The sequence below is a fragment of the Nocardia sp. CDC153 genome (genome assembly GCF_035818515.1).
GTDB lineage: Bacteria > Actinomycetota > Actinomycetes > Mycobacteriales > Mycobacteriaceae > Nocardia.
The window spans coordinates 1,434,606-1,457,988 of the sequence record NZ_JAYKYU010000001.1; the positions used below are offsets into that span (position 1 = coordinate 1,434,606).

Below are 23,383 nucleotides of genomic sequence, written 5' to 3' on the forward strand. Positions count from 1 at the left end.
CCGTTGTCTGGCTTGATCATTGCTGGAACCATGCTCGCCACCGCGGCCGGCGTCGCCGCCGCGGAGCCGACGCTGACGGGACCCCAGGCACCCGGGTCGAACAGCACGGCGCACGTGGTCGTCACCTACGACGACAACGGCTATCCGCAGTACGACTACGTGTACACCGATCCCGCACCGCAACCCGCGGCCGACCCGGCGGGCGCGAACCGGCTCGGCGCGGGCGGAACGGAGCAGACCTGGGTGCGGGTGGTGCATCCGGACGGCTCCTGGACGGTTTGCCCCAACACCGCCTCGTACTGCCGTTAGTCCGGCGTCCGAAATCGGCGTGAATCCTGTCGGTCCGGTGGTCTACGGTCGGTGAATGGCGCAGCAGAGCGAGGCCGTGAATCGGCGAGCAATGGCGGCCGCGGCCGCCACGGTCATCCTGTGGGCCTCGGCCTTCGTCTTCATTCGCAGTGCGGGACACGCCTTCTCGCCCGGCGCGCTGGCCCTGGGGCGTCTGCTCTCCGGCTCGATCGCCCTGATCGTCATCATGGTGATCACCGGTGAGCGCTTCCCCGCCCGCCCCGCCTGCCGCGGCATCCTGATCTCCGGCATCCTCTGGTTCGGCGTCTACATGGTCGCCCTCAACTGGGGTGAAAGGCATTTGGACGCCGGCACCGCCGCCATGGTCATCAATATCGGCCCGGTCCTCATCGCCCTGCTGAGCGGATTCTTTCTCTCCGAGGGCTTTCCGCCTCGCCTCATGGCGGGCATCGCGGTGTCCTTCACCGGCGCGGTGGTGGTGGGACTGTCCAATTCCAACGGTGGCTCGGCGGCGGCGCTCGGCGTCATCCTGTGCGTCCTCGCCGCCGTCTGCTGGGCCATCTCGGTCATCGTGCAGAAGCCCGCGCTCGCCCACGCCTCCGCACTTCAAATGACCACCGGCGGCTGCGTCGTGGGAACCATCGCGTGCCTGCCCTTTTCGGGCCAACTGATCACCGAGGCCGCGGCGGCTCCCGCCACCTCCACCCTCAGCCTCGTCTACCTGGGCGTCTTCCCGACCGCCCTGGCCTTCACCACCTGGGCCTACGCGCTGGCCCGCACCACCGCGGGAAAGCTCGGCGCCACCACCTACGCCGTCCCCGCCCTGGTGATCCTCATGTCCTGGCTGGCCCTGGGCGAAGTCCCGGCCCCCCTGGCCTGGCTCGGCGGCCTCCTATGCCTCTCCGGCGTAGCCATCGCCCGCTCCGCCCCGGCCCGCCCCCGCCCCCCGATCTCCACCCCAAGCTCCGCCCCCTCAACGGCCGAGTAACCGAATCAGCGTCCGCAACTGAGCGCCATAGTATTCCTCGAATTCCTTTGAGCCAGGCTCCTTCCCGGTCGCCTGCAAGGCCGTCTCCGGCAACATGACCGGAGCCAGGATCATGCCCATGACCGCCATACGCACAAACGCCGGATCGAGCTCACCCGCGATCTCCCCCCGCTCCTGCGCGCGAGCCAAATTGGCGAGATCCGCCGCGACCGTCCCGGACCCCTCCAAATAGTCGCTGTCCGTACCGCTTCCGGTGAGCCCGCGCCACACGAGCAGCCGAGCCGGGCGCGGATCTTCGAGCACCGCCGTCAGATAGCGCGCCGCGATCTCGTCGAGCGGCAACTCCGGATCCGCGCGCTCGGCCTCGGCGGCGGGCCAGCCGCGCTGAATCTCTTGATAGAGGCCTTCTTTCCCGCCGAAGTAATAGGCGATGAGCTGCTTGTTCACCCCGGCCCGATCCGCGATCTCCTGCACCCGCGCACCGTCGAACCCCTTGGCGGCGAACTCATCCAACGCGGCATCGAGCAGCGCCTGCCGAGAGCGCTCGGCATCACGACGGCGGTCGGCGGCGCTCGGTGCACGGCGCGGCCGACGAGCCGAGGCGGGTGGGGTCGGGTCCGCGGTGTGCTCGGGCTGGGCTGTCATCGGGTCATCGTACTGCGCCGGATGACTGGGTCATCCGAATGGATACTTTGTCATCCATCTGGTTGACACATTTATCCAACAGGATGACACTGGCCGGGTGACCTCCTCGGAACTGGCCGTCGACCGGCCGACTCTCACACCGCAAGCGCGTCGGGCCGTCGTGGTCGTGCTGATCGGCGCGATACTCGCCTTTCTCGACGCGACCGTCGTCAATGTGGCTCTGAAATCGCTGGCCACCGATTTGGGCGGCAGCCTGGACGCGATTCAGTGGGTTGTCACCGCGTATCTGCTCGTGCAGGCCGCGGTGCTGCCGGTGACCGGGTGGGCGGCGCGGCGGGTGGGGGCGAAGCGGCTGTATGTGGTTGCGCTGCTGGCGTTCACGCTGGCCTCGGTGGCGTGTGCGGCGGCCGGGAGTGTGGGGGAGTTGGTCGCCGCGCGGGTCGAGCAGGGGGTCGGTGCCGGGGTGATGATTCCGGTCGGGCAGATGATTCTGTTGGCCGCCGCCGGGCGGGAGGGGATGGCGCGCGCGATGGTGGCGGCGGGGATTCCCATGGTGCTGACGCCGGTGATCGGGCCCACGATCGGCGGACTGTTGCTCGAATCCTTGGGGTGGCAGTGGATTTTTCTGATCAATGCGCCGATCGGTGTGGTCGGGTTGGTGCTCGCGGTGCGGCTGCTGCCCGCGGATGTGCGGGACGAATCTGCCAGGGCGCTGGATGTTTTCGGGTTGATTCTGGTGTCGGTCGGGATGGTGGGGATCACCTACGGACTGTCCGAGGCCGCGTCGCGTGGGGTGACGGATCTCTACGTCCTTGTAACACTCTGTGGTGGAACGGTTTTGGTGGCTTTCTTCGTCGTCTACTCGCTGCGTGCGCGGAACCCGATCCTGGATCTGCGGCTCTGGCGGGACGGCCTGTTCGCCACCGGCACGGTCTCGACCTTCGTCATCGGTGCGGTGACCTTCGGCGCGATGGTGCTGCTGCCCTTGTACTTTCAGCTGGTCCGTCACCAAGATGCCGCGCACACCGGCATGCTCATGGCTCCGCAGGGCATCGGCGCGGCCCTGGCCATGGTCGCATCGGCCCGCCTCTACGAGCGCATCGGTGCCCTGACCTGCCTGCTCGGCACGATGCTCGGCTGCGCGGCCACCATCCCCTTCATGCTCCTCACCGACGACACGCCCTACTGGCTACTCGGCTGCGCCATGGTCTTTCGCGGCCTGGGCATCGGTCTGGCCGCCATGCCCGCCATGACCGCCGCGCTGCGGAATCTGAACCCCTCCCAGATCATCGACGCCACCCCGCAGCTCACCGTCATGCAACGCATCGGTGGTTCGATCGGGACGGCCATCTTTGTTGTGATCCTGCAACAGCACCTGGGGAGTGCTGGGAACGGAAGCGCGGCAGGGGGTTCTGCGTTTGCCTCGACCTTCGGCTGGGTTCTTGCGGCCTCGGGGGTGGCCGTGGTGCCTACCTTGCTGATGGCAGTGCTCGATCGTGGCATGCCGTTTCAGGGGTTGAGGTTGTGGAGGCGGGTGGTCAGGTAGGTGGCCTCTACGGTGTTCGAGGCCAGGAGGAGGGCTTCCTGGTAGGCGAGGCGGGCCTCTTCGAATCTGTTCAGGCGGGTGAGGAATTCGGCGCGGGCGGCGGGGAGGTAGTGGTAGGCGGCCAGTTGGGGGTTGGTGGAGAGCAGGTCCAGTTCGTCGAGGCCGCGTTGCGGGCCCAGGGCGTGGCCCAGGGCAACGGCGCGATTGAGGGCGACCACGGGGGAGGGCCAGACGGCGATGAGGTGGTCGTAGAGTCCGGCTATTTCGTGCCAGTCGGTGGCGTCGAATTCGGGAGCCTCGGCGTGGACGGCGGCGATGGCGGCCATGAGGGGGAAGCGGCCGGGTGCGTGGCCTCGTAATGACTTGCGTACCAGGGCGATTCCCTCGGAGATGGCGCGGCGGTCCCAGCGGCGGCGATCCTGTTCCGCGAGGGGCAGGAAGGCTCCGGCGTCGTCGGTGCGGGTGCCGCGCCGGGCATCGGTGAGCAGGAGCAGGGCGTACAGCCCGGCCACATTCGGGTCGTTGGGCAGCAGCAGGCGCAGCATGCGGGCCAGGTCGAGGGCGCGTTCGAGCAGTTCGGGGCGGATCAGGTCGGAGCCGACGGGGGCGGTGTGGCCGGTGGTGTAGAGCAGGTGCAGCACGGTCAGGACGGCGTCGACACGGTCGGGCAACTCCTGATCGGAGGGCACCCGGTAGGGAATGTGCGCCTCGGCGATCTTCTTCTTGGCCCGCGTGATTCGCGCCGCCATGGTCGGCTCCGGCACCAGGAAGGCGCGCGCGATCTCCGGTGTGGACAGCCCGCACAGCAGCCGCAGGGTCAAGGCCACGCGCGCCTCCATCGGCAGCGCCGGATGGCAGCAGATGAAGATCAGCCGCAACCGATCGTCGGCCACCGCATCGTCGGCCACCGAATCCTGCACCGCGTCCTCCACCAGCAGTGGAATCGAACGCTCGAAGGCGATGTCGCGGCGCAGCGCATCCAGGGCGCGGCGCCGCGCCACCGTCGTCAGCCAGGCCCCGGGCCGCTCCGGAATCCCGGTCTCGGCCCACGTGCCCAGGGCCTGGGCGAACGCTTCCTGTACCGCCTCCTCCGCGAGGTCGATATCGCGGGTCACCCGAACGGTCGCCGCGAGCACGAAACCCCACTCGCGGCGATGGGCGTCGGCGACCGCGGCGGCCACCTCCGCGTCCATCAGTGCTCTTCCATCGGATGGACCGGTCGGACCTCGATGCCGCCGAACGGCGACGGCACCGCCGCGGCCATGGCGATGGCCTCGTCCAGGTCGGCGGCCTCGACCAGGTAGTAGCCGCCCAGCACCTCCTTCGTCTCGGCGAAGACGCCGTCGGTGATGACCGGATGCCCGTGCTCGTCGTGTCGGACCATGGTCGCGGTGGATACCGGCCGCAGTTGATTGCCGCCGCGGATCCGGTCGCCGTGGGCGGTGATGAACTCGCGATGCTCGCGCGTGATGCGCTCCCGCACGGCGGGCTCGGCGGCCAACCAGGCCTGCTCGTCGTGGTGGATCAGCAGCAGATATTCGGGCATGGCACTGCTCCTTTCGTCGTCGCTCAGTACGTCGTTCGGGATCGCCGCGAAATCGACACCGCCGCCAAAAAGATTCTCGACGCGATTGTCGATTCCGGCGGCCGCCCACGCGACGGATTCACGAGTCGGCCGACCGGGCCGTCCATTCGACAGGAGAACGCCATGTCCACCTACATCCTCACCTTCCGCAACGATCCGACCCGCCAGCCCACCGCCGAGCAGGAGCAGGCGTGGGTGAGCTGGTTCGGTGAGATCGGCGAGCACATCACCGATTCCGGCAGCCGGGTCGGCCGCGCCGTCATGCTCGGCGACGACCCCGCCAGCCCGGACCAGCTCTCCGGCTATGTCGCGGTGAGCGCCGACGACCTGGATTCCGCGGTGAAGCTGGCCTCCGGCTGCCCCGGCCTGACCTACGGCGGACGGGTGGAGGTGGGCGAACCCGTCGTCATGTGACCACCGACCCCGAGACTCCGGGCCCGAGGCCGTCGGGCCCGGCGTCTCGGTTGTGGTCTGGGCTACACCGAGTCCGGGGGGTGAGTGGATTCATGATGCTCGGGACCGGTCGACGCTAATACAGTCGAACTGCATTATGTTCCCGGCTCGAAGGACAGAAACTCATGCCCCTGATCGATCTCGGTTCCTCCGCCATCAACCTCGCCAACACCCTCACCGGTATTGCCGCGAACATCACCTACCTGTTGAAGGCGTGGGGCCTGGCCTGACCAGCCCCCGGCATCGCTGGAAACCGCCTCCTCGGGGGGCGGTTTTCGTATTTCCGGACCGCGCACCGGTGAATTCTGCCGCCAAGATCAATACAGTCGATGCAATGGCCACCCTCGCCGATGTCCTGCCCTCCGTCGCCGCGTCTTTCGGGTTGGAGGTGCCCAATCCCCTGGGGATCGCACCGAATCGCGATGTGGTCGTCCTGTTGATCGACGGGCTGGGATCCGAACTGCTGGCCCGGCACGCGGATATCGCGCCGACCCTGACCGCACACGTCACCGCGACCCTCACCGCCGGATTTCCCGCCACCACCGCGACCAGTCTCACCAGCCTCGCGCTGGGCGCACCCTGCGCGACGCACGGCATCATCGGCTACAGCTTCGCCCTGCCCGGCGGCAACGGTCCGCGGCTGTTGAATTCGCTGCGCTGGAAGCTCGACAGCGCCACCGGCGACGACGCGCGCGAGGAGTTTCCGCCGGAATCGGTACAGCCGCAACGCAGTCGGCTCGAGGATCTGGCTGCGCACGGGGTGGAGGTGCACTATGTGATCCCGGCCTATCAGTACGGGTCCGGCTTGACTCGGGCCGCCTTCCGCGCCGCGGGTACTCTCCACCCGGCCGCGACCCTCGACGAGGTGCGTACCGGAATCCATTCCGTCGCAACACATTCCGATACCGCTAGACGCGTCGCCTACGCCTACTATCCGGACCTCGACGCGAACGGACACCTGTACGGCCCCGAATCCCCGCAGTGGCTGGCGGTTTTGCGTGATATCGACGCGTTCGTGGCCGACCTGCTCACCGACCTGCCGCCCACGTGCACACTGCTCATCACCGGCGATCACGGAATGGTTCAGGCGGACACCATCATCGACCTCGACACCCGCTCGCGCCTGCACACCGACGTCCGGCTGATCGGTGGTGAGGCCCGCGTCCGGCACGTGTATCTGGAACGCCCCGAGGCCCGTTCCGACGCGCTCGCCGCCTGGACCGCCGAACTGGGCCCGCACGCCTCGGTCGTCACCCGCGAACAGGCCCTCGACGAGCACTGGTTCGGTCCCACGCCGCCCAGCGCCGTCATCGCCACCCGAATCGGCGATCTGATCGCGGTGGCCGAGGGCGGCACGGTCCTGATCCGCCCGGCCCTCGAACCACTCGAGTCGGCCCTCGTCGGCCACCATGGCGCTCGCACCCCCGCCGAACAACTCATCCCCCTCATCACCGCCTGATCTCGGTCGCGCTCACGCGCGCAGGAGGGCGGTCTGCACCTTGCGCAGGCGGTCGACGTCACCGCGGAAACCGGCTACGGCGTCGTTGTAGAGGAAGGCCTCCCACAGGCGGACCAGGGCGTAGGCGAGGGTGTCGCGTTCGATGGGCGGGCGGTAGCCCTCGGTCTCGGCGCGCTCGATGAATCGCTCCACCAGGGCGACCGCGGATTGGTGGACGGTGCCGTCACCGCGGGTGATCAGGCGCAGGGCCGCGGTGGACTCGTTGTCGAAATACGAACGCAGGGCATTGTTTTCGACGAGCAGGTCGATGGTGCGATTGAGCACCGCGGTGAGTCGCTCGCCGCCGGTGCCGCGACTGCGCCGGTCGGCGTGGGCCACCACCCGCTCCAGCTGCCGCGCCACCGCCGCGCCCAGCAGCCCGTCCCGGGAACCGAACCAGCGGTAGATGCTGGCCCGACCCACCCCGAGCCGTGCGGCAATGGCGTTCACGTCCACGCGTTTGCCGTCGAGGAACATGGCGATGGCGGCCTCGAGCACATCGTCTCGACTGGCCGCCGCCGGTCGACCCGGCGCCCTGGTTTCCTCCGTGCGCGTCACGCCGACAGCTTAGGGGTCAGGAACGCCGACAAGGTGCGCGCGGTGACCGCGCGTCCGAGCGTCAGCGCCTGCCCCAGGACCGCGGGATCACGGGCAATGCGGCCGATATCGGGCGCGCCGCGCGGCGGGCGAATCTGCAGGACGGCCGGGTCGGAGTCGAACTCGCGCTCGGCGCGGTGGTGTCGCCGCACGCGGTCCAACCACGGCTCGACCGTGCCGGGCGCGTGCTTGGCCAGGAAGCGCGCCACCACCCGGCTCTCCAAACTCGAAGGCGGGCGCATGGTTTCGTCGTCGCGACGGGTACGCAGGACCAGGACGCGGGTCGCGCCCTGCGCCAAAGCCGTTCGCACCGGGACGGATTCGGACAGACCGGCGTCGACAAAGCGCCGCGCGCCGATCCGCACCGGCCGCCCGGCCAGAATCGGCAGGCAGGTCGACGCCTTCAAGGCCAGCTGTACCGAGCGCGGATCACTCAAGCCGGGATGCAGATCGACGGCCGCGCCCGTGTCGGCGTCGGTGGCGATCGGGTGAAAGGTCACCGAATTGGCGAGGATCGCAGGGAAATCCATCGGCACGAGCCGCTCGTACACGGTGTGTACCAGGTATTCGGTGTCGACCACCCGGCCGCCGCGCAGGGCCCGGGTCGGATTGATCACCCGATTGATCACCTCCGGATTCCAGGCCCGGCGCGCGTCCACCGCGCGCCCGCACAGCAGCCACGCCGCGTTCAACGCACCCGCCGACGCCCCGTACACCGCGTCGAAGCACGGCAGCACGCCCAATTCCTCGATGGCCATGGCCATTCCGTGCGAATACGCGCCGCGCGAGGACCCGCCCTCGATCACCAGTGCCAGTCGATGCGAGTCCGACCGCGCCGCGGGCGTGCTGCCCTCGCGGTGCCGTCGGGCGATGAGTTCGCCGACGCCGAGCGTGCGGTCGTGGTCGGACACCAGTGCTCCCTTCGAGGCTGACGTGGTTCGAGTATACGATGCTATTTGAGACACTGAAGTGTCTGTGTATCATATCCGGCGATGGCGGGGATAGCCCTGAAACTGGAGGTCAACGCATGCAACTAGCGCTCACCGACGCCGAGCTCGCCTTCCGCGACGAGCTGCGCGCGTTCTATCGGAGCGAGATCCCGGCCGATATCCGCAACCGACACCGGCACGGCCAGGACCTGAGCCGCGACGACATCGTCACCACCCAGCGCATCCTCAACGCGCACGGGCTGGCCACCCCGAACTGGCCGGTCGAATGGGGCGGCAAGGACTGGACCCCGATTCAGCGCCACATCTGGCACGACGAGATGCAGCTGGCCTCGGTGCCCGAACCGCTCACCTTCAACACCAATATGATCGGCCCGGTCATCGCGCACTTCGGCTCCCAGGAGCTCAAGCAGCGGTTCCTGCCGCCGACCGCCAACCTCGACATCTGGTGGTGCCAGGGCTTTTCCGAGCCCGAGGCCGGATCGGATCTGGCCGGACTGCGCACCGTGGCGGTGCGCGACGGCGAGGACTACGTGATCAACGGCCAGAAGACCTGGACCACGGCCGCCCAGTCCGCCGACTGGATGTTCTGCCTGGCGCGCACCAACCCGGACGCGCCCAAGAAGCAGGCCGGAATCTCCATGCTGCTCTTCCCCCTCGACACCCCGGGCGTGACCGTGCGGCCGATCAAGCTCATCGACGGCGGCTACGAGGTCAACGAGGTGTTCCTGGAGAACGTCCGGGTGCCCGCGAATCAGCTTGTCGGCGAGGAGAATCAGGGCTGGACCTACGCCAAGTTCCTGCTCGGCAACGAGCGCACCGGCATCGCCGCGGTCGGTCAGACCAAGGTCAAGCTGTGGCTGGCCAAGGAATACGCCCGCCAGACCCGGCTGGGTGCGAAGACGCTGCTCGACGATCAGCTGTTCGCCACCCGTCTGGCCGAACTCGAAAATGAGCTGCTGGCACTGGAACTGGTGCAGCTGCGGGTCGCGTCCGGCTCGGCGAACGGCAAGCCCAATCCGGTGTCGTCGATCCTCAAACTGCGCGGCACCGAGCTGCAGCAGGCGGTCACCGACCTGCTCGTCGACATCGCCGGACCGGATTCGGTTGCGCGCGAGGACGAGTCGCAGCCCGACTGGGCCCGCCGCAGCACCGCCACCTATCTGAACTACCGCAAGACATCGATCTACGGAGGATCCAACGAGGTGCAGCGCGGCATCATCGCCTCGACGATCCTCGGACTGTGAGGCAGCGACATGGATTTCGATCTCACCCCCGAACAGGAAATGCTGCGCGACACCGTGCGTGACGTGCTGTCGCGCGGCTACACCCCCGAGCGCCGCAACGAGATGGTCGGCACCGAACTCGGCTGGGACCCCAAGATCTGGGCCACCTTCGCCGAAATCGGGCTGCTCGGACTGACTTTCGCCGAAGCGGACGGCGGCATGGGCGCGGGTCCCATCGAGGCCATGCTGGTCATGACCGAGATCGGGCGCAGCCTCGCCCCGGAACCGGTCTTGGACTGCGCCCTGCTGCCGGGCTGGCTCATCGCGAACGTCGGCGCGGACGCGCAGCGCAAGGAGCTGCTGCCGCGCATTGCCGAGGGGGAGTTGAAGCTCGCCTTCGCCCACGGTGAGCCGGGACTGCGCTGGCCCGCGACGACGACGGCCACCCAGGCGGTGCGACAGGCGGACGGATGGCGCCTGACCGGACGCAAACACCCTGTCGCCCACGGTGATTGCGCGGATCTGCTGATCGTGAGCGCGGCCGTCGAAGACGGAGTCGGACTGTTCCTGGTGGACCCCGCCGACCCCGCCGTGCGCCGGGCCGCCTACACCACCCACGACGGACTGCGCGGTGCGGACATCTCCTTCGACGGTGTCGCCGCCCAACCCCTCGGCGAGGGCGGCGACGCCAGCGCCGCCATCGAGGCCGCTCTCGCCGGTGCGCAGGCCGCGCTGTGCGCCGAGGCCATCGGGGCCATGGAGGAGTCGCTGCGGCTCACCGCCGAATATCTGAAGACGCGCAAGCAGTTCGGTGTGCCGCTGCGGACCTTCCAGACGCTCACCCAGCGCGCCGCCGACATGTACGTCTCGCTCGAACTGGCGCGCGGCATGAGCATGTACGCGTCCATGTCGCTGGCCGACGGCATTGTCGACCCGATCGTCGCCTCCCGCGCCAAGCTGCGAATCGGCCGCTCCGCCAAGCACATCGGGCAGGAGGCCATTCAAATGCACGGCGGCATCGGCATGACCGACGAATACCCGGTCGGCCACTACACCGCGCGGCTCACCGCCATCGAACACACCCTCGGCGATTCCTCCGACCACCTGCGCTATCTCGGCGACAATGTCGCCGATCACCAGATGGTGGAAATCTGACGAACATTCTCGGATGATAGTGCCATTCGTCAACTGATTTCTTTGGCGACCATGTGCTGAGAATGACTGCGCCGCACCGAAAATCAATGGATTCTCCGGTGCGGCGCTTTCATACTCGCAGGGGTGAACACCGCAGTAATTCTCGACCACTTCCGCACCCACGGCGCGCCCCTGACGCTGTCCCGGGCCGGTGTCGTGGCGTGGGAGGATGCGGAATTCCACCGGACCGCTTACGCCGCCGACCCGGAGCGCTACCTGCTGCTCGCCCTGGTCCCCGGCGTGACGGAACACCAGCGCGCCCGCGCGCTGCTCCAGACGCTGCTGAGCTCGCGCGCCGATCTGCCCGCGCCCACCCGGGCCGTACTCGACAAGGCAACGCGCGCACTGCTTTTCGGACTTCCTCCCACGCAGGTGATCACCGTCCTGCTGGCAGCTCGTCGGCTGCGCGCCAACCACAAGCACGTCACCCGCGCGATCCTCACCTTCGTGCTGGATCACCCGGACGCCGAGCTGCTGATCGCCGCGCGGCGACCCGCCCTGGTGGACTGCTTCGAGCACGCGCTCGGCAAGAACACCGCGCGCGGCTGCCTGCGCCAGCTCGAGGCGGGCGACACCGACTCTCCGGAGCTGCGTCGAAAGCTGCTGCGATTCACCATGAATCCGGCCCGGGCAATCGAGCGCGTGCGCCAGCTGTATGCGCCCGGCACCCACGGTGTGCCCGTGCTCACCGAGCCGGTCACCCCGCTGGAGCCGGCACGCGAGCGCGAGCCCATCGTCACCGTCACCAACCGCGGCGACATCGCGGCCACCCTGGTCCACCTCTACCGAGGCGGCTCGGCGGCCGAATTGGGCCCCGTGCTGGCCGCTTACACCGAGGCCGTCACCGACACCCTGCCGCGACTGCACGGCCACCTTGCCCTGGTCCTGGACACCTCCGAGTCCATGCGCGGCTACGGCGACCGCGAATGGGCCCTGCTCTCCCAGGCCGAGGCCCTGCGCCTGGTCCTGACCCGGCTGTGCGCCCAGCTCACCGTGATCGAGGTCGGCACCGGCCAGACCTCCCCGACCGACCTGGCCACCGGCGTCCTCGACGCCTTGACGGCCGGTACGACCGCGGCCGGCCGTACGGAGACGCAGGGCGGGGAAGGCCGAGTAGCCGACACCGTGGGCGGTGAGATTGCCGGTGCCGCCGATAAGGAGGTGGTGGCCGATGTCGCCCGGGCGGCGGAGGGTCTGGATGCGAATGGTCCAACCGGTGGCGGCCTCCGCTCCGGTGCGCCCGACCTGGTGGTCGTCGTGACCGACGGCTATGAGAACCGGCTTCCCGGTGATCTGGCGCGTGTCGCGGCAACCCTGCCCGCGATCGGCATCAGCACCCCGATCGTGGTGTGCCAGGCCATGTTCACCGGCAGTGACGACCGCACCCTGCGCGATCCGGCCCCGGCGCTGCCCAGCGTCGGCTTCTGGCACCAGGACGATTTCGCCGCCCTGCTGCCCTGGCTGTTCGCCCGCACCCCGGCGGGCGCGGACTGGATCCGCACCGCCACCCGCCGCTACCTCGCCGACCTCGAAGGAGTTACCGGATGACCCGACTCGACGCCGAGATTCGCGCCGCGCGTATCGATGGGTGCCAACCGGCTGATGGAAGTGGCGTTCCGCCGTTGGCCGGATTGCAGATTCCACTGGAACGCGCTGCTGCGGAACACGCAGTGCACCAAGCCAGCTCGGCCGGATTCGCCGCACGAATCTGGCGCGCGCTCGACACCATGGTGCGGCTCGGCGAGCCGCTCTGGTTCGAGCGACCACTCATCACATATGTCAATGCGCTTGGCGCGTAGGCGACCCCACCTCGTGGGTCCGCTCGAGCGCTCGGTGCGGACTCGGTCCATGCGACCGGTTAAGGAGCACACCATGACTCGTCTCGATACGCTCGTTCGCGCGCGGAATCCATCGTCGCGCGGCGGATTCGCTTCGGCCCTCGAGACTGTCGTCCGCCTAGGCGGACCGCTCTGGTTCGAGCGCGGCCTCATCACCCAGCTCGACGCTTTCATGCACTCGGCCGGTCCGGCTGACCGGATCGGAGCGACACCATGACTCGTCTGGATACTCTCCTACGCGCGCCGGTGAATCTGGCCGGATACCGGCTGGGGGTGCCGCAGGTCGCGGGGGCGCTCACCATGGTGCCGGTGCATGGGCCCGAGCGGCCCGGGATCGTGCCGCCGCGGTCGGGTTTGAAGCTGAATCGCGTGGTGGGTTACGGCAGCGTGGAGCTGCACAATGGGGCCGGGGCGGGGGTTGCCATCGTGCCGTCGCACATCGGGTACATCCAGGAGGGCGCGCAGAATCACGCGCTGTGCTCGGCCGCGCTCATGGGGGCGGGGGAGACCCGGCTCTTCGAGGACGCATGCTGCGTGCAGGCAGCGCAGGGCGGGTATCTGCAGGGGCGCGATCAGTGGTTCTTCGTGCTGCCGGTGGAATTGCGGGCCAAGGCGCTGGCGCTGCGCGGGCAGCCGGGGTATTCCAAGCTGTGGCAGGACATTTCGGCGGTGAACAACCGCTACGGGCTGCCCGCGCGAGGGCACCTCGAGCAGATTCTCACGCGCAAGCGGGCGGTGCTCACCCAGTTCCGCAGCCGCCTCGAGCTGCTGCCGGGTCAGCTGGGCGCGGTGTTCTTCGTCGGTGAGAAGTTCGCGGGGCTCGAGATCGCGCCCGACCCGCGCTACTTCGCCGAAATGTGGATGCCCCTGGTGTGTTTCGCCTACGGCGTCGCCGCCTGGCGCGCCGAGCCGACGCGCCCGGACGCCGAGCCGTTCGAGGTGAACGACCTCGCCGGACTGCGCGCCGAACTGGACCGCGCCCGCGACCGACACGCGGAGAGCCTCCGCGACCGCATGCCCGCCGACACCGAGATGTACAGCGTCGAGCAGGAGCGCTACCTGGATCTGCGGCTGCACACCCTCACCGGTGTGGAGCTGGCCGGACAGGTGGTCACCGAACACGACCGCCCCATCTACGCCTCACTGTTCGCGGTCCGTTAAATAGGTTGCACCACAACTGAATACGGTCTTGAATAGCAAATACGGGAACTGAGCCGGGCACGGCGGGATCCACCTTGATTCCAGATCAAGCAGAATCGCCTGCTAAGCGAATAACGCCCCGCCATCGCGTCGGCCACCTGTCCCGTCCTTACTCCGAAATGCCCGGCGAGCCAAAACTCGCCGGGCATTTCCTTTTTCGCATTCGCGACGGCCTACAAGCGACTCCGGAGGGTGGGCAGACCGGGGCCGGTGAGGTCGTCGCAGTAGGTGGCACGTCCAGCCATCGCCATGACGAGAGCAATGGTCGAACCGGAGACGAGCGGGCCCGCCCCGGTGGCGAAGGGCCCGTCGGTGGCCTCCAAACGCAGCCCCTTGATCACACTGTGGCTGGCGACGGTGAAATCGCGAGACGCGTAGAAGCGGGCGACTTCGGTGGCCGCTTCTACCGAGGGGGTGCGGGGGAGACCCAGGGGACGGCGGATGTCCTGGGCGTGCACCACCACCTCGCCGAGCCAGGCCAGGGTCTGGCGGGCGGCGGGCGAGGTGGTGCTGGAGATGATGGCGCGGAAGCGATTCAGGGTTTCCGCGGGCGTCGCGCCGCGGTGCTCCGCCAGTTGGCGGGCATTGTGCTTCTCGAAGTCGAAGCGGGCGGCAATGGCGCTGCGCAGCCAGCTCAGGCGGGTATTGCTCGCCCCCGCGGTGAGGTGGGCGACGACCTCCTCCACCGTCCACTGCCCGCACAGGGACGGCTGCGCCCACTGGTCATCGGTCAGGTCGGCGAGATCGTCTGCCAGGGCGGCACGTTCGGCGTGAGCCATGGCCCACAGGTCGGCGGGGGAGACAGCGTTCGGCACCAGAGGGGACCTCTCGGCTCGGCGGCGGGGCCGCGGATCGTCGTTCGCTGTGGTGACGGCGACGGCCTCCCGAATTCATCGGCCGCCACGAACTCGCATCGGCCGCCATGACCCGCATCGGCCGCCGCGAATCCGGTGGAGCCCCTGCACTCCCCGATCGCGGCGGCGTGGATCAGCCGCCCGCGGACACCAGGGTGGTTCGCTGACGGGTCTCGTCCTCGGGACAGGTGGTGGCCAGGGCGCGACGGCGATTGGTGCGGACCGCCGCACTGAAGAGCTGATACTCGGCAGAGGGCACGCAGACCTCGCGATACGGGTGCCGGGCCGCGACGCGGCGATGCGATCCGGGAATGACGACACCGCGGCGAGCGCCGGGGCCGGATTCCTGGGCGCGCACCCACCGCTGCATGATCCGGGAGTCGATACTGGGCAGGTATTCCACCGCTCGATCCCATTCCAGGCCCTCCACCTGCATCGGATCGGCGACCGCGGTCACGACAACGGCGTATGCCGTACCGACGGTGTTGTCCGCCATTGGAACTACCCCCTGTCCATGCTCGACATCTCCGGCGTTGCGCGGGGAATATTCAGGATACGCCGAAAGATCTTGCACTACTGAGTCTTTCGCTGTACCCACAGGTAGTTTGCGGGTACTGCCCAGTCCTCGGTGGGCCGAATGCGCCAGGTGTCACCGGAATTTCACACCCGCGACACAGGTTGCCCGCGATGCGCGAGAGTGGCGTGAATCACGCCCCTATCTGGCCCCGGAATACCCCGGAAACACCCTATGTTCAAGTGGTTGCCATATCCACCAACAGTGGATGCGACCCGAGGAGGACCCGTGCAGTTCGGAATTTTCAGCGTCGGCGACGTGACGATGGACCCCACCACCGGCCGCACCCCGAGCGAGGCGGAGCGTATCCAGGCCATGGTGCGGATCGCGCTCAAGGCCGAGGAAGTCGGCCTCGACGCCTTCGCCACCGGCGAGCACCACAACCCGCCGTTCGTCCCGTCCTCGCCCACGACCATGCTCGGCTACATCGCGGCGAAGACCGACCGTCTGGCCTTGTCCACCGCGACCACCCTCATCACCACCAACGACCCGGTCAAGATCGCCGAGGACTTCGCCATGCTGCAGCACCTGGCGGGCGGCCGGGTGGACCTCATGATGGGCCGCGGCAATACCGGACCCGTGTATCCCTGGTTCGGCAAGGACATTCGCGAGGGCGTCCCGCTCGCGGTCGAGAACTACCACCTGCTGCGCCGCCTGTGGCGCGAGCGGAACATCAACTGGGAGGGCAAGTTCCGCACCCCGCTGCAGGGCTTCACCGCCACCCCCGCGCCGCTGGACGACACCCCGCCGTTCGTGTGGCACGGCTCCATCCGCTCGCCCGAGATCGCCGAGCAGGCCGCCTATTACGGCGACGGGTTCTTCCACAACAACATCTTCTGGAACGCCGAGCACACCAAGCAGATGGTGACCCTGTACCGCCGCCGCTTCGAGCACTACGGGCACGGCGCGGCCGATCAGGCCATCGTCGGCCTGGGCGGGCAGGTCTTCATGGCCGAGACCGAGGCCGAGGCCAAGCGAATCTTCCGTCCCTACTTCGACAATGCGCCGGTGTACGGGCACGGCCCCTCGCTCGAGGACTTCACCGAGCTCACCCCGCTCACCGTGGGCACCCCCGAACAGGTCGTCGAACGCACCCTGGGCTTCGCCGACAATGTCGGTGACTACCAGCGTCAGCTGTTCCTGATGGACCACGCGGGCCTGCCCTTGGACCTGGTGCTCGAGCAGATCGAGATCCTCGGCAGGGACGTTGTCCCGGTGCTGCGCAAGGAATTCGAGGCGCGCCGCCCCGCGCACGTGCCCAGCGATCCGCCCACCCACGCGTCGCTGGTCGCCGCCGGACCCGACGCCCCGCACCACCTGGTCGAGCCCGCCCGCGAGCGCGTGCTCGCCGAAAAGAATTGAGGACCACCGTGAGTCGCACACTGGTAGTACTGACCGCCGGACTCTCGCAACCCTCCGCCACCCGGTTGCTCGCCGATCAGCTCGCCGCCGCGGTCACCGCGGCGGTGGGCGGTCGCGGGGAGGCCCTCGACGTGGAGGTGATCGAATTGCGGGAACTGGCAAGCGATCTCGCCACCACCATGACCACCGGGGTGCCCACGCCCGCCGTGGCCGCGGCCCGGCAGCGGGTCTCGGACGCCGACGGCCTCATCGCGGTGACGCCGGTCTTCACCGCGAGCTACAGCGGCCTGTTCAAGATGTTCGTCGACATCCTCGACACCGACGCGCTCAATGCCATGCCGGTCCTGATCGCCGCCACCGCGGGCACCGCCCGGCATTCGATGGTGCTGGATTTCGCCCTGCGCCCGCTGTTCAGCTATCTGCGGGCAGTCGTCGTCCCGACCGGCGTCTTCGCCGCCACCGAGGACTTCGGCTCCACCGGACTGTCCGAGCGCGTGCACCGCGCGGCCGCCGAACTGGCTCAGCTCATCGTCGCCGAACCCAGCGGCGTGCAGGGCTTCCTGCAGGACGAGCCGGTCCGGCACCGGACCTCGGGCAATGGGGTGGGCGCGGTGCGCCCGTTCAGCGAGCTGCTGGCCGGGCACACCGGCGATGGCAGGTAACCAATCGATAGCTGGGTAGCATGACCGATATGGCCGATTCCCCAGGAACCACCTATTCCGGCGATATCCTGCCCGCCCTTCCCCTCGATTCCTGGCGGCCGACCAAGGAAACCCTGCACCGCTTCGCCCAGATCATCGGCAAGGTGGCCCTCGCGAAGGGCATCAGGCGCAATCACTGGTGGCACATGACCTACCGCCTGACCGCCCGCGGCTGGACCACCGTGCCCTTGGGCACCGCGTCCGAAGGGCCCGTGTTCACTTGCGCCTTCGACTTCTTCGACCACGTGCTGCGGCTGTCCGACGACCGCGGCACGCAGGAGGAGATCCCGCTGACCGACCAGTCGGTGGCCAGCTTCTACATCGAGGCCATGAACGGCCTGCGCAACCTCGGCGTGGACGTGCGACTGGCCCATCCGACCCCCTTCGACCTGCCCGACCACGGACGGCCGTTCGACGAGGACGAGGAACATCGCACCTACGATCCCGGGGCCGTGCGCCGCGCCTTCCAGGTGCAGAGCCAGGTGGGCCGCGTCCTGGAGCAGTTCAGCGCCACCTACTCGGGCAAGATCTCCCCGGTCCAAGTGTTCTGGCACACCTTCGATCTGGCGGTGCAGCGCTTCTCCGACCGCCGGATCGACATGCCCGACAGCGTGGATCCCGTGACGCGCGAAGCCTATTCCCGCGAGGTGATCAGCGCCGGATTCTGGTTCGGCGACGACAAGGTGCCCGCGCCCACCTTCTACTCCTACACCGCGCCCGAACCGGCCGGGCTCGCCGAGCAGCCGCTGCGCCCGGCCGCGGCCCGGTGGGTCGCCTCGGGTTCCGGTCACAGCGCCTATCTGCCCTACGACGATGTCCGCGCGGCCGCCGATCCGGTCGCGACGGCACTGGAATTCTTCCAGTCCGCCTACGACGCGGGCTCGCGTCTCGCGGGTTGGGATGCTGTCGGTCTGGCCTGCCACAATGGCATCACCGATCCCGTGCTGACCTCACCGCGCCTGGGGTGGCCGCAATAGTCCCGCCCGGGGCGCGCGGGGTGCCCGGAATAACCACATGCCCCGAATCGCTGCTCCGGCATAGTGTGTCGAAGAGGAGATGCGGGAGGCTCACCATGGGGAGAGGGTCCATGAGGCTTTCGCGCGCGCAGGAGAGGGGTCCAGATGCGTGAGGAACGCATACCGAATCCGACGCTGACCGCGTACCGGGAGACCACCTTCACCGCCGGTCCGAACACTCGGGTCGGTCTGATGGGTGCCCTGGTACTGGGCAGCGTCATCCTGGTGTGGGCGGCCGAACGCGCCTCCCGGGAGGGCAATGACCACGGCTGGTTCGTGGCCGTGTCCTTCGCCGGACTGTTCGTGGCCCGCGGGCTCTACCTGCGTCGGCCCATCACCCTGCCGCATCTGACCGCCGCGGCCATGACGCTGGTGATCTCCAATTTCAGCTACCGGACCGACCATCCGGTCGTCGGTTTCGTCTTCCTGGCGGCCAGCGGCGCGATCCTGGTGCTGCCGCAGGGCAGCAAGCCGCAGCCCGAACAGCTGCCGCGGGTGGCCGATCTGGTGCGGCGCAGCCAGGGGGATCCGTTGGCTCCCTTCGCGCTCCACTCGTCCAAGAGCTACTTCTTCAATGCCGACGGCTCGGCCGCGCTGGCCTATCGCGCCCGCCTCGGAATCGCCGTCGTCTCCGGTGATCCCATCGGCGAGGCCGACCGCTTCCCCGAATTGCTCACCGAATTCTCGCTTTTCGCGGGCAGTCACGGCTGGAAGATCGCGGTGCTGGGCGCGAGCCCGGAGGTCACCCAGGCCTGGCAGCGGCGCGCGGTGGACCATCGCGGGCTGCGGTCCATCGCCATCGGCCGCGACGTGGTCATCGAGGTCGGCCATTTCGACATGGTGGGCCGCAAGTTCCGCAATCTGCGGCAGGCGGTGAGCCGCACCAAGAACTTCGGCGTCACCACCGAGATCCTGCCCGAGGTCGCGCTCACCGAGCCGCAGCGCGAGACGCTGCTCGCCATCGTCGACGAGTGGGGACACGGGCGGCAGACCCGCGGCTTCTCCATGATCCTCGACCACCTGCTCGACGGCCGGCACCCGGGCATGCTGGTGGTCATGGCCCGCGACGCGGACGGGCGCGTGGTCGGATTCCAGCGCTACGGCGTCTCCGGCAATGGCCAGGAACTGAGCCTGGACGTGCCGTGGCGGCGGCACGACGCCCCGAACGGGCTCGACGAGCGCATGATCGTGGATCTGGTCGAGTACTCCCGCGAACGTGGGATCAAGCGAATCTCGCTGGCGTTCGCGGCGTTTCCGGAGATCTTCGCCGACAAGCAGCGGTCGCGGACCATGCAGGCGGTGTACCTGGCGGTGCGGCTGGGTGATCCGCTGATCCGGCTGGAATCGCTGTACCGGTTCCTGCGCAAGTTCAACTCGTTCGGCAATCAGCGCTACGTGCTGCTGCGCTGGCGCGAGATCGTGATCGTGGCGCTGGCGCTGCTCAGCCTGGAGTTCGTCCCGCATCGCAAGCAGTACTGAGGATCTCACTTCAGGAAGTCGACCAGGGCCTCGGCGAAACCGGGGGCGGCGACGGCCGCGAGGTGATCGCCGGGCACGACCACGAACCGGGCATCGGGCAGGGCGGCGGCGAGACGTTCGGGTTCCGCGGCGAACGGGTCGCGGTCGCCCGCCAGCACCAGCGTGGGAATCGTTATGCCGGACAGGCTTTTGATCGGCGCTTCGTTGAGACCGGTCGCCACCATGGCGATGGCCTCGCGATCCAGGCCGAGCGCGTCGGCCAGGATGCGGAACATGCGCGCGTTCGGCACGATCTGCTCGAAATCGGCGGTCATGGCGTCGACGATGTCGGAGGAATTGATGACGCGCCAATCGATTCCGCCGCAGTCCACCACACCGCAGCCGATGCCGCCGACGACCAGTCGTTCCACCCGCTTGTCGGCATCGGCGACCAGCAGCGAGATGATGCCGCCCATCGAGTAGCCCACCAGCGCGACCCGATCCAAGCCCAGCTCGTCGAACAATGCTCGGACATCGTCGGCCATGGCCCGCCACGAGTATCGCGCCGCGTCGTGCGGCTTCTCCGAGCGCCCGTGTCCGCGCGCATCCAGTGAGATGACGTGATGCCCGGCCCGCCGCAGCGCCGCCACCACACCCACGCTCATCCAATTCGCATTGGTATCGGCCGCGGTGCCGTGCTGCAGCACCACCGGAACGCCCTCGCCCGCCCACTCGGTGTAGTTGAGCTCCAAGCCGTCCCACGTGGTGAACTTCGCCATGGCCGCGATAGTAGGGGCCCCACGGCATCCCGGCATGTTTTTGGCCGGGATCCATGATCGCCGGCGGGTCCTAGCCCACGCGCGCCATGACCGCGCGCGGCAGCAGAGGCATCACCAATCCCAATACTCGCCAAGGCCATTCGGGCACCGAGGCGCGCACGGCCTCCCGCTCGATGGCCGCAACCATCGCGCCGACGCCCTTGTCCAAGGGCACGACCAGCTTCGCGTCCCCGGCCTTGGCGGCCATGTCGGTGGCGATGAAACCGGGCTGCACGGTGGTGACTTTCAGCGGGGTGCCGCGCAATTCGATGGCCAGTCCCTCGCCCAAGGCCGTCACGCCCGCCTTGCTGGCCGCATAGGCCGTCTTCGTGCCGGGCAGTCCGCGCACCGCGCTCATGGAGGAGATGAGCACCAGATGCCCGGCATTCTGCTGCCGGAAAATGCTCATGGCCGCCTCGGCCTGGGCCAGGGCGCTCACGAAATTGGTGGTGGCGGTGGCGAGATTGGCGTCCGCGCGGCCGGTGCCGATGCGCGCGCCCTTGCCGAGCCCGGCATTGACGATGATCCGGTCCAGTCCGCCGAGTTCGGCGCGCAGTTCCTCGAAGACCTTCGGAATGGCGGCGTGGTCGTCCACGTCGAGCCCGCGCACCGCGACGGTGATCCCCGGATGGGCCGCCAGCAGTTCGTCCCGCAGCTCCTCCAGCTTCGAGACCCGGCGGGCGCACAGCGCGAGATCGCGCCCGCGCCGGGCGAACTCGCGGGCCATGCCCGCGCCCAGACCCGAGCTGGCACCGGTGATGAGAATCTTGCGCCTGGTCATGCCGTCACCCTAGCGGTGTCGCGGCGATTCCTTCACCGGAGAAGGGTTATCCGGCCGAGCCGGTACTGGGCCGGGCGGGCGTGAGGTGCCAGGCGCCGCAGTTCTCGGTGGAGAACCCCACGTCGGTCGCCTTGATCTCCACGGTGATCGGCTTCACGCGGGTGAAGTCGCTGGCGATGATGTAGTAGTTCGGGTCCGGATAATCCTGGGCGGTCTGGATTTTCCACAGTCGCCGCCAGAAGCAGGCGCCCGCGGCGGGATCCGGTGTCCCGTCACCGATATAGATCCCAGGTTTGATATCCACATTGACCAAATAGGTGCCGTCCACCGTGATATCGGTGGCCGGTTCGGCGGCCGCCATTCCGGATGCGGCCATGGTCAGCGCGGAAGCGAAGGCTCCCGCGGCTACGAGCGCGCCTGCACGCACAATGTCCTCCCTGAGCAGCTCTCCCGGGGAGGGGTCTATCAGAAAATGCGGTCTGTTTTCAGGAAATCGGACCGATTCGAGTAAATGCACAAACGTGAGCGATGCCCTTTTGGGCTTCACAACGATATTCAGGCATGGGAAGTCTTCGCCCGGTCGCGACCGGATGCGCCACCCCGCACTGCGCCCGGCTGTGTACGGAGGCGGGGCTGGCGGCCGTGCTCGCCGCCGATCGCGGCCTGCTGCACTGGCGGGCCATGAGCCGCCTCGGCGACCCGGGCCTGGCCGAGCACGCCGTCCAGGAAACCCTGCTGCGCGGCTGGCGCGCCTGCGCCAGCTACGACCCGAACCGTGGCAGCGTGCGCACCTGGCTGTTGACCATCGAACGCAACGTCCTCACCGACATCGCCCGCTTCCGGGCCGCCCGACCCGGCGACAGCAGCTGGGACGAGATCGGGGAGCAGGCCGAAAATCACTGCGCACGGCCCGATTTCGTGGAAGATCTGACCGATGGGCTGCTGGTGGCGGAGCTGCTGGCCCAGCTTCCGGCGGCCCAGCGGGATGCCGTCGTGCAGGTCATCCTGCGCGATCGCGCCTACCAGGACGTGGCCGCCGAACTGGGTATACCGGTGGGCACGGTCAAGACTCGCGTGCACTACGCGCTGCGGTCGCTGCGCCGACTGCCGGTGTGCGCCTGAACCGGTGGCGCCTCCCGCACGTCGAACAACTGTGACCGAGCCGCACCGGCTCGGCCCGAGCGAGGAGTTACCGATGACCGACACCTCCCCCGGCCCCGGCGGATTCGCCGTGGATCGCCGCACCGCCCTGGCCGCCACCGCGGTCGCCGCCACCGCGCTGACGGTGGCCGGATGCAGCAGCACCTCCAACCAGCCGGCCTCGGCCGCGCCCGACACCACCGCGGCCAAGGCCCCGGTTCCGGCCAAGAATCAGGGCGGTGACGCGCTCGCCAATACCGCGGACGTGCCGGTCGGCGGCGGTGTCATCAGCGGAGACACGGTCATCACCCAGCCGACCGCGGGCTCGTTCCAAGGGTTCTCGTCGACCTGTACCCACCTGGGCTGCAAGGTGAACGAGGTGACCAACGGGCTGATCAAGTGCCCGTGCCACGGCAGCAGCTACCACCTGGACGGGACCGTCGCGAGTGGGCCCGCGCCGCGAGCCCTGGATTCGAAGGCCATCAAGGTCGACGGGGACAAGATCGTGTCGGCCTGATTCGTCACGTATTCGTCGGATCATTCCGGCGAGTTTCTGGGGATTTCTCGGGCGCGTCGCCTCGGACCCAGCGGTCGCTTGCGAGATAGTGGGCGCGGTGGTCGTTTGCCCGCTGCGTGCGGCGATGCCCTGAGCA

General features: G+C 68.4%; 26 protein-coding genes. 16 read left to right on the plus strand and 10 right to left on the minus strand.

Annotation, left to right across the window (positions count from 1 at the left end; translation table 11 throughout):
- Positions 1-12: 12 nt before the first annotated feature.
- Together VMT65_RS06565 and VMT65_RS06570 are read left to right on the plus strand one after the other, a co-directional pair.
- On the plus strand, positions 13-309 hold the full coding sequence (locus tag VMT65_RS06565; protein ID WP_326307017.1) for a hypothetical protein: 297 nt from the start codon (positions 13-15) through the stop codon (positions 307-309).
- Between the two features lie 55 nt (positions 310-364).
- On the plus strand, positions 365-1,297 hold the full coding sequence (locus VMT65_RS06570; protein ID WP_326307018.1) for a DMT family transporter: 933 nt from the start codon (positions 365-367) through the stop codon (positions 1,295-1,297).
- On the opposite strand, the gene VMT65_RS06575 is transcribed toward VMT65_RS06570, so the two are convergent.
- A complete protein-coding gene (locus VMT65_RS06575) occupies positions 1,283-1,942 on the minus strand; it encodes a TetR/AcrR family transcriptional regulator (protein ID WP_326307019.1) in 660 nt (219 codons plus the stop codon). The genes VMT65_RS06570 and VMT65_RS06575 overlap by 15 nt on opposite strands.
- Positions 1,943-2,039: 97 nt before the next feature.
- On the opposite strand from VMT65_RS06575, the gene VMT65_RS06580 reads away from it, so the two are divergent.
- Complete coding sequence (locus VMT65_RS06580) at positions 2,040-3,488, plus strand: DHA2 family efflux MFS transporter permease subunit (RefSeq protein ID WP_326307020.1); 1,449 nt, start codon at positions 2,040-2,042, stop codon at positions 3,486-3,488.
- Here VMT65_RS06580 and VMT65_RS06585 read toward each other — a convergent pair.
- Both VMT65_RS06585 and VMT65_RS06590 read right to left on the minus strand, forming a co-directional pair.
- The gene (locus VMT65_RS06585; protein ID WP_326307021.1) at positions 3,452-4,681 is read right to left on the minus strand and encodes an RNA polymerase sigma factor; all 1,230 of its coding nucleotides are present in this window, start codon (positions 4,679-4,681) and stop codon (positions 3,452-3,454) included. The genes VMT65_RS06580 and VMT65_RS06585 overlap by 37 nt on opposite strands.
- Positions 4,681-5,034 (minus strand): YciI family protein, encoded by a 354-nt coding sequence (locus VMT65_RS06590; RefSeq protein ID WP_326307022.1) that lies wholly within the window; start codon positions 5,032-5,034, stop codon positions 4,681-4,683. Before VMT65_RS06590 ends, VMT65_RS06585 begins: the two co-directional genes overlap by 1 nt.
- Positions 5,035-5,196: 162 nt before the next feature.
- Between VMT65_RS06590 and VMT65_RS06595 the strand changes: the two genes are divergently transcribed.
- Positions 5,197-5,487, plus strand: a complete 291-nt coding sequence (locus VMT65_RS06595) for a hypothetical protein (protein WP_326307023.1) — start codon at positions 5,197-5,199, stop codon at positions 5,485-5,487.
- A 373-nt stretch (positions 5,488-5,860) separates the two neighbouring features.
- Positions 5,861-6,985, plus strand: a complete 1,125-nt coding sequence (locus VMT65_RS06600) for an alkaline phosphatase family protein (protein ID WP_326307024.1) — start codon at positions 5,861-5,863, stop codon at positions 6,983-6,985.
- Between the two features lie 12 nt (positions 6,986-6,997).
- Here VMT65_RS06600 and VMT65_RS06605 read toward each other — a convergent pair whose 3' ends face one another.
- Complete coding sequence (locus tag VMT65_RS06605) at positions 6,998-7,582, minus strand: QsdR family transcriptional regulator (RefSeq protein WP_326307025.1); 585 nt, start codon at positions 7,580-7,582, stop codon at positions 6,998-7,000.
- The gene (locus VMT65_RS06610; protein WP_326307026.1) at positions 7,579-8,532 is read right to left on the minus strand and encodes a patatin-like phospholipase family protein; all 954 of its coding nucleotides are present in this window, start codon (positions 8,530-8,532) and stop codon (positions 7,579-7,581) included. Before VMT65_RS06610 ends, VMT65_RS06605 begins: the two co-directional genes overlap by 4 nt.
- A 116-nt stretch (positions 8,533-8,648) precedes the next feature.
- Between VMT65_RS06610 and VMT65_RS06615 the strand changes: the two genes are divergently transcribed.
- The 5 genes from VMT65_RS06615 (at position 8,649) to VMT65_RS06635 (ending at position 13,987) form a co-directional block, all read left to right on the plus strand.
- Complete coding sequence (locus VMT65_RS06615; RefSeq protein ID WP_326307027.1) at positions 8,649-9,815, plus strand: acyl-CoA dehydrogenase family protein; 1,167 nt, start codon at positions 8,649-8,651, stop codon at positions 9,813-9,815.
- Positions 9,816-9,824: 9 nt separating this feature from the next.
- Positions 9,825-10,949, plus strand: coding sequence for an acyl-CoA dehydrogenase family protein (locus VMT65_RS06620; RefSeq protein WP_326307028.1), 1,125 nt, complete (start codon positions 9,825-9,827; stop codon positions 10,947-10,949).
- Between the two features lie 123 nt (positions 10,950-11,072).
- Entirely contained in the window at positions 11,073-12,536 is a 1,464-nt protein-coding gene (locus VMT65_RS06625; protein ID WP_326307029.1) for a VWA domain-containing protein, read from the plus strand.
- The gene (locus VMT65_RS06630; protein ID WP_326307030.1) at positions 12,533-12,787 is read left to right on the plus strand and encodes a hypothetical protein; all 255 of its coding nucleotides are present in this window, start codon (positions 12,533-12,535) and stop codon (positions 12,785-12,787) included. Before VMT65_RS06625 ends, VMT65_RS06630 begins: the two co-directional genes overlap by 4 nt.
- A gap of 252 nt (positions 12,788-13,039) precedes the next feature.
- The gene (locus tag VMT65_RS06635) at positions 13,040-13,987 is read left to right on the plus strand and encodes an ARPP-1 family domain-containing protein (protein ID WP_326307031.1); all 948 of its coding nucleotides are present in this window, start codon (positions 13,040-13,042) and stop codon (positions 13,985-13,987) included.
- Positions 13,988-14,199: 212 nt separating this feature from the next.
- Here the strand turns inward: VMT65_RS06635 and VMT65_RS06640 are convergent, their stop codons facing one another.
- Positions 14,200-14,841, minus strand: a complete 642-nt coding sequence (locus VMT65_RS06640; protein ID WP_326307032.1) for a maleylpyruvate isomerase family mycothiol-dependent enzyme — start codon at positions 14,839-14,841, stop codon at positions 14,200-14,202.
- 172 nt (positions 14,842-15,013) lie between these two features.
- On the minus strand, positions 15,014-15,376 hold the full coding sequence (locus tag VMT65_RS06645; RefSeq protein ID WP_326307033.1) for a hypothetical protein: 363 nt from the start codon (positions 15,374-15,376) through the stop codon (positions 15,014-15,016).
- A gap of 306 nt (positions 15,377-15,682) precedes the next feature.
- On the opposite strand from VMT65_RS06645, the gene VMT65_RS06650 reads away from it, so the two are divergent.
- The 4 genes from VMT65_RS06650 to VMT65_RS06665 all read left to right on the plus strand — a co-directional run bounded on the left by VMT65_RS06650 (position 15,683) and on the right by VMT65_RS06665 (position 20,012).
- A complete protein-coding gene (locus VMT65_RS06650; protein ID WP_326307034.1) occupies positions 15,683-16,816 on the plus strand; it encodes an LLM class flavin-dependent oxidoreductase in 1,134 nt (377 codons plus the stop codon).
- An 8-nt stretch (positions 16,817-16,824) separates the two neighbouring features.
- Positions 16,825-17,478 (plus strand): FMN reductase, encoded by a 654-nt coding sequence (locus VMT65_RS06655; RefSeq protein WP_326307036.1) that lies wholly within the window; start codon positions 16,825-16,827, stop codon positions 17,476-17,478.
- Positions 17,479-17,507: 29 nt separating this feature from the next.
- Complete coding sequence (locus VMT65_RS06660) at positions 17,508-18,494, plus strand: DUF5996 family protein (protein WP_326307037.1); 987 nt, start codon at positions 17,508-17,510, stop codon at positions 18,492-18,494.
- Positions 18,495-18,638: 144 nt separating this feature from the next.
- Positions 18,639-20,012 (plus strand): bifunctional lysylphosphatidylglycerol flippase/synthetase MprF, encoded by a 1,374-nt coding sequence (locus tag VMT65_RS06665; protein WP_326307038.1) that lies wholly within the window; start codon positions 18,639-18,641, stop codon positions 20,010-20,012.
- A gap of 5 nt (positions 20,013-20,017) precedes the next feature.
- On the opposite strand, the gene VMT65_RS06670 is transcribed toward VMT65_RS06665, so the two are convergent.
- The 3 genes from VMT65_RS06670 to VMT65_RS06680 form a co-directional block, all read right to left on the minus strand.
- Positions 20,018-20,770: an alpha/beta fold hydrolase gene (locus VMT65_RS06670; RefSeq protein ID WP_326307039.1), complete on the minus strand. Its 753-nt coding sequence runs from the start codon at positions 20,768-20,770 to the stop codon at positions 20,018-20,020.
- A 70-nt stretch (positions 20,771-20,840) separates the two neighbouring features.
- On the minus strand, positions 20,841-21,590 hold the full coding sequence (locus VMT65_RS06675; RefSeq protein WP_326307040.1) for an SDR family oxidoreductase: 750 nt from the start codon (positions 21,588-21,590) through the stop codon (positions 20,841-20,843).
- Between the two features lie 46 nt (positions 21,591-21,636).
- Positions 21,637-22,017, minus strand: a complete 381-nt coding sequence (locus VMT65_RS06680) for a hypothetical protein (RefSeq protein WP_326307042.1) — start codon at positions 22,015-22,017, stop codon at positions 21,637-21,639.
- Between the two features lie 134 nt (positions 22,018-22,151).
- Between VMT65_RS06680 and VMT65_RS06685 the strand changes: the two genes are divergently transcribed.
- Both VMT65_RS06685 and VMT65_RS06690 read left to right on the plus strand, forming a co-directional pair.
- Positions 22,152-22,712 carry a sigma-70 family RNA polymerase sigma factor gene (locus VMT65_RS06685; RefSeq protein ID WP_326307043.1) on the plus strand — a complete coding sequence of 187 codons (561 nt, stop codon included), beginning with the start codon at positions 22,152-22,154 and terminating at the stop codon, positions 22,710-22,712.
- A 73-nt stretch (positions 22,713-22,785) separates the two neighbouring features.
- Positions 22,786-23,247, plus strand: a complete 462-nt coding sequence (locus VMT65_RS06690) for a QcrA and Rieske domain-containing protein (protein WP_326307044.1) — start codon at positions 22,786-22,788, stop codon at positions 23,245-23,247.
- Positions 23,248-23,383 lie beyond the last annotated feature (136 nt).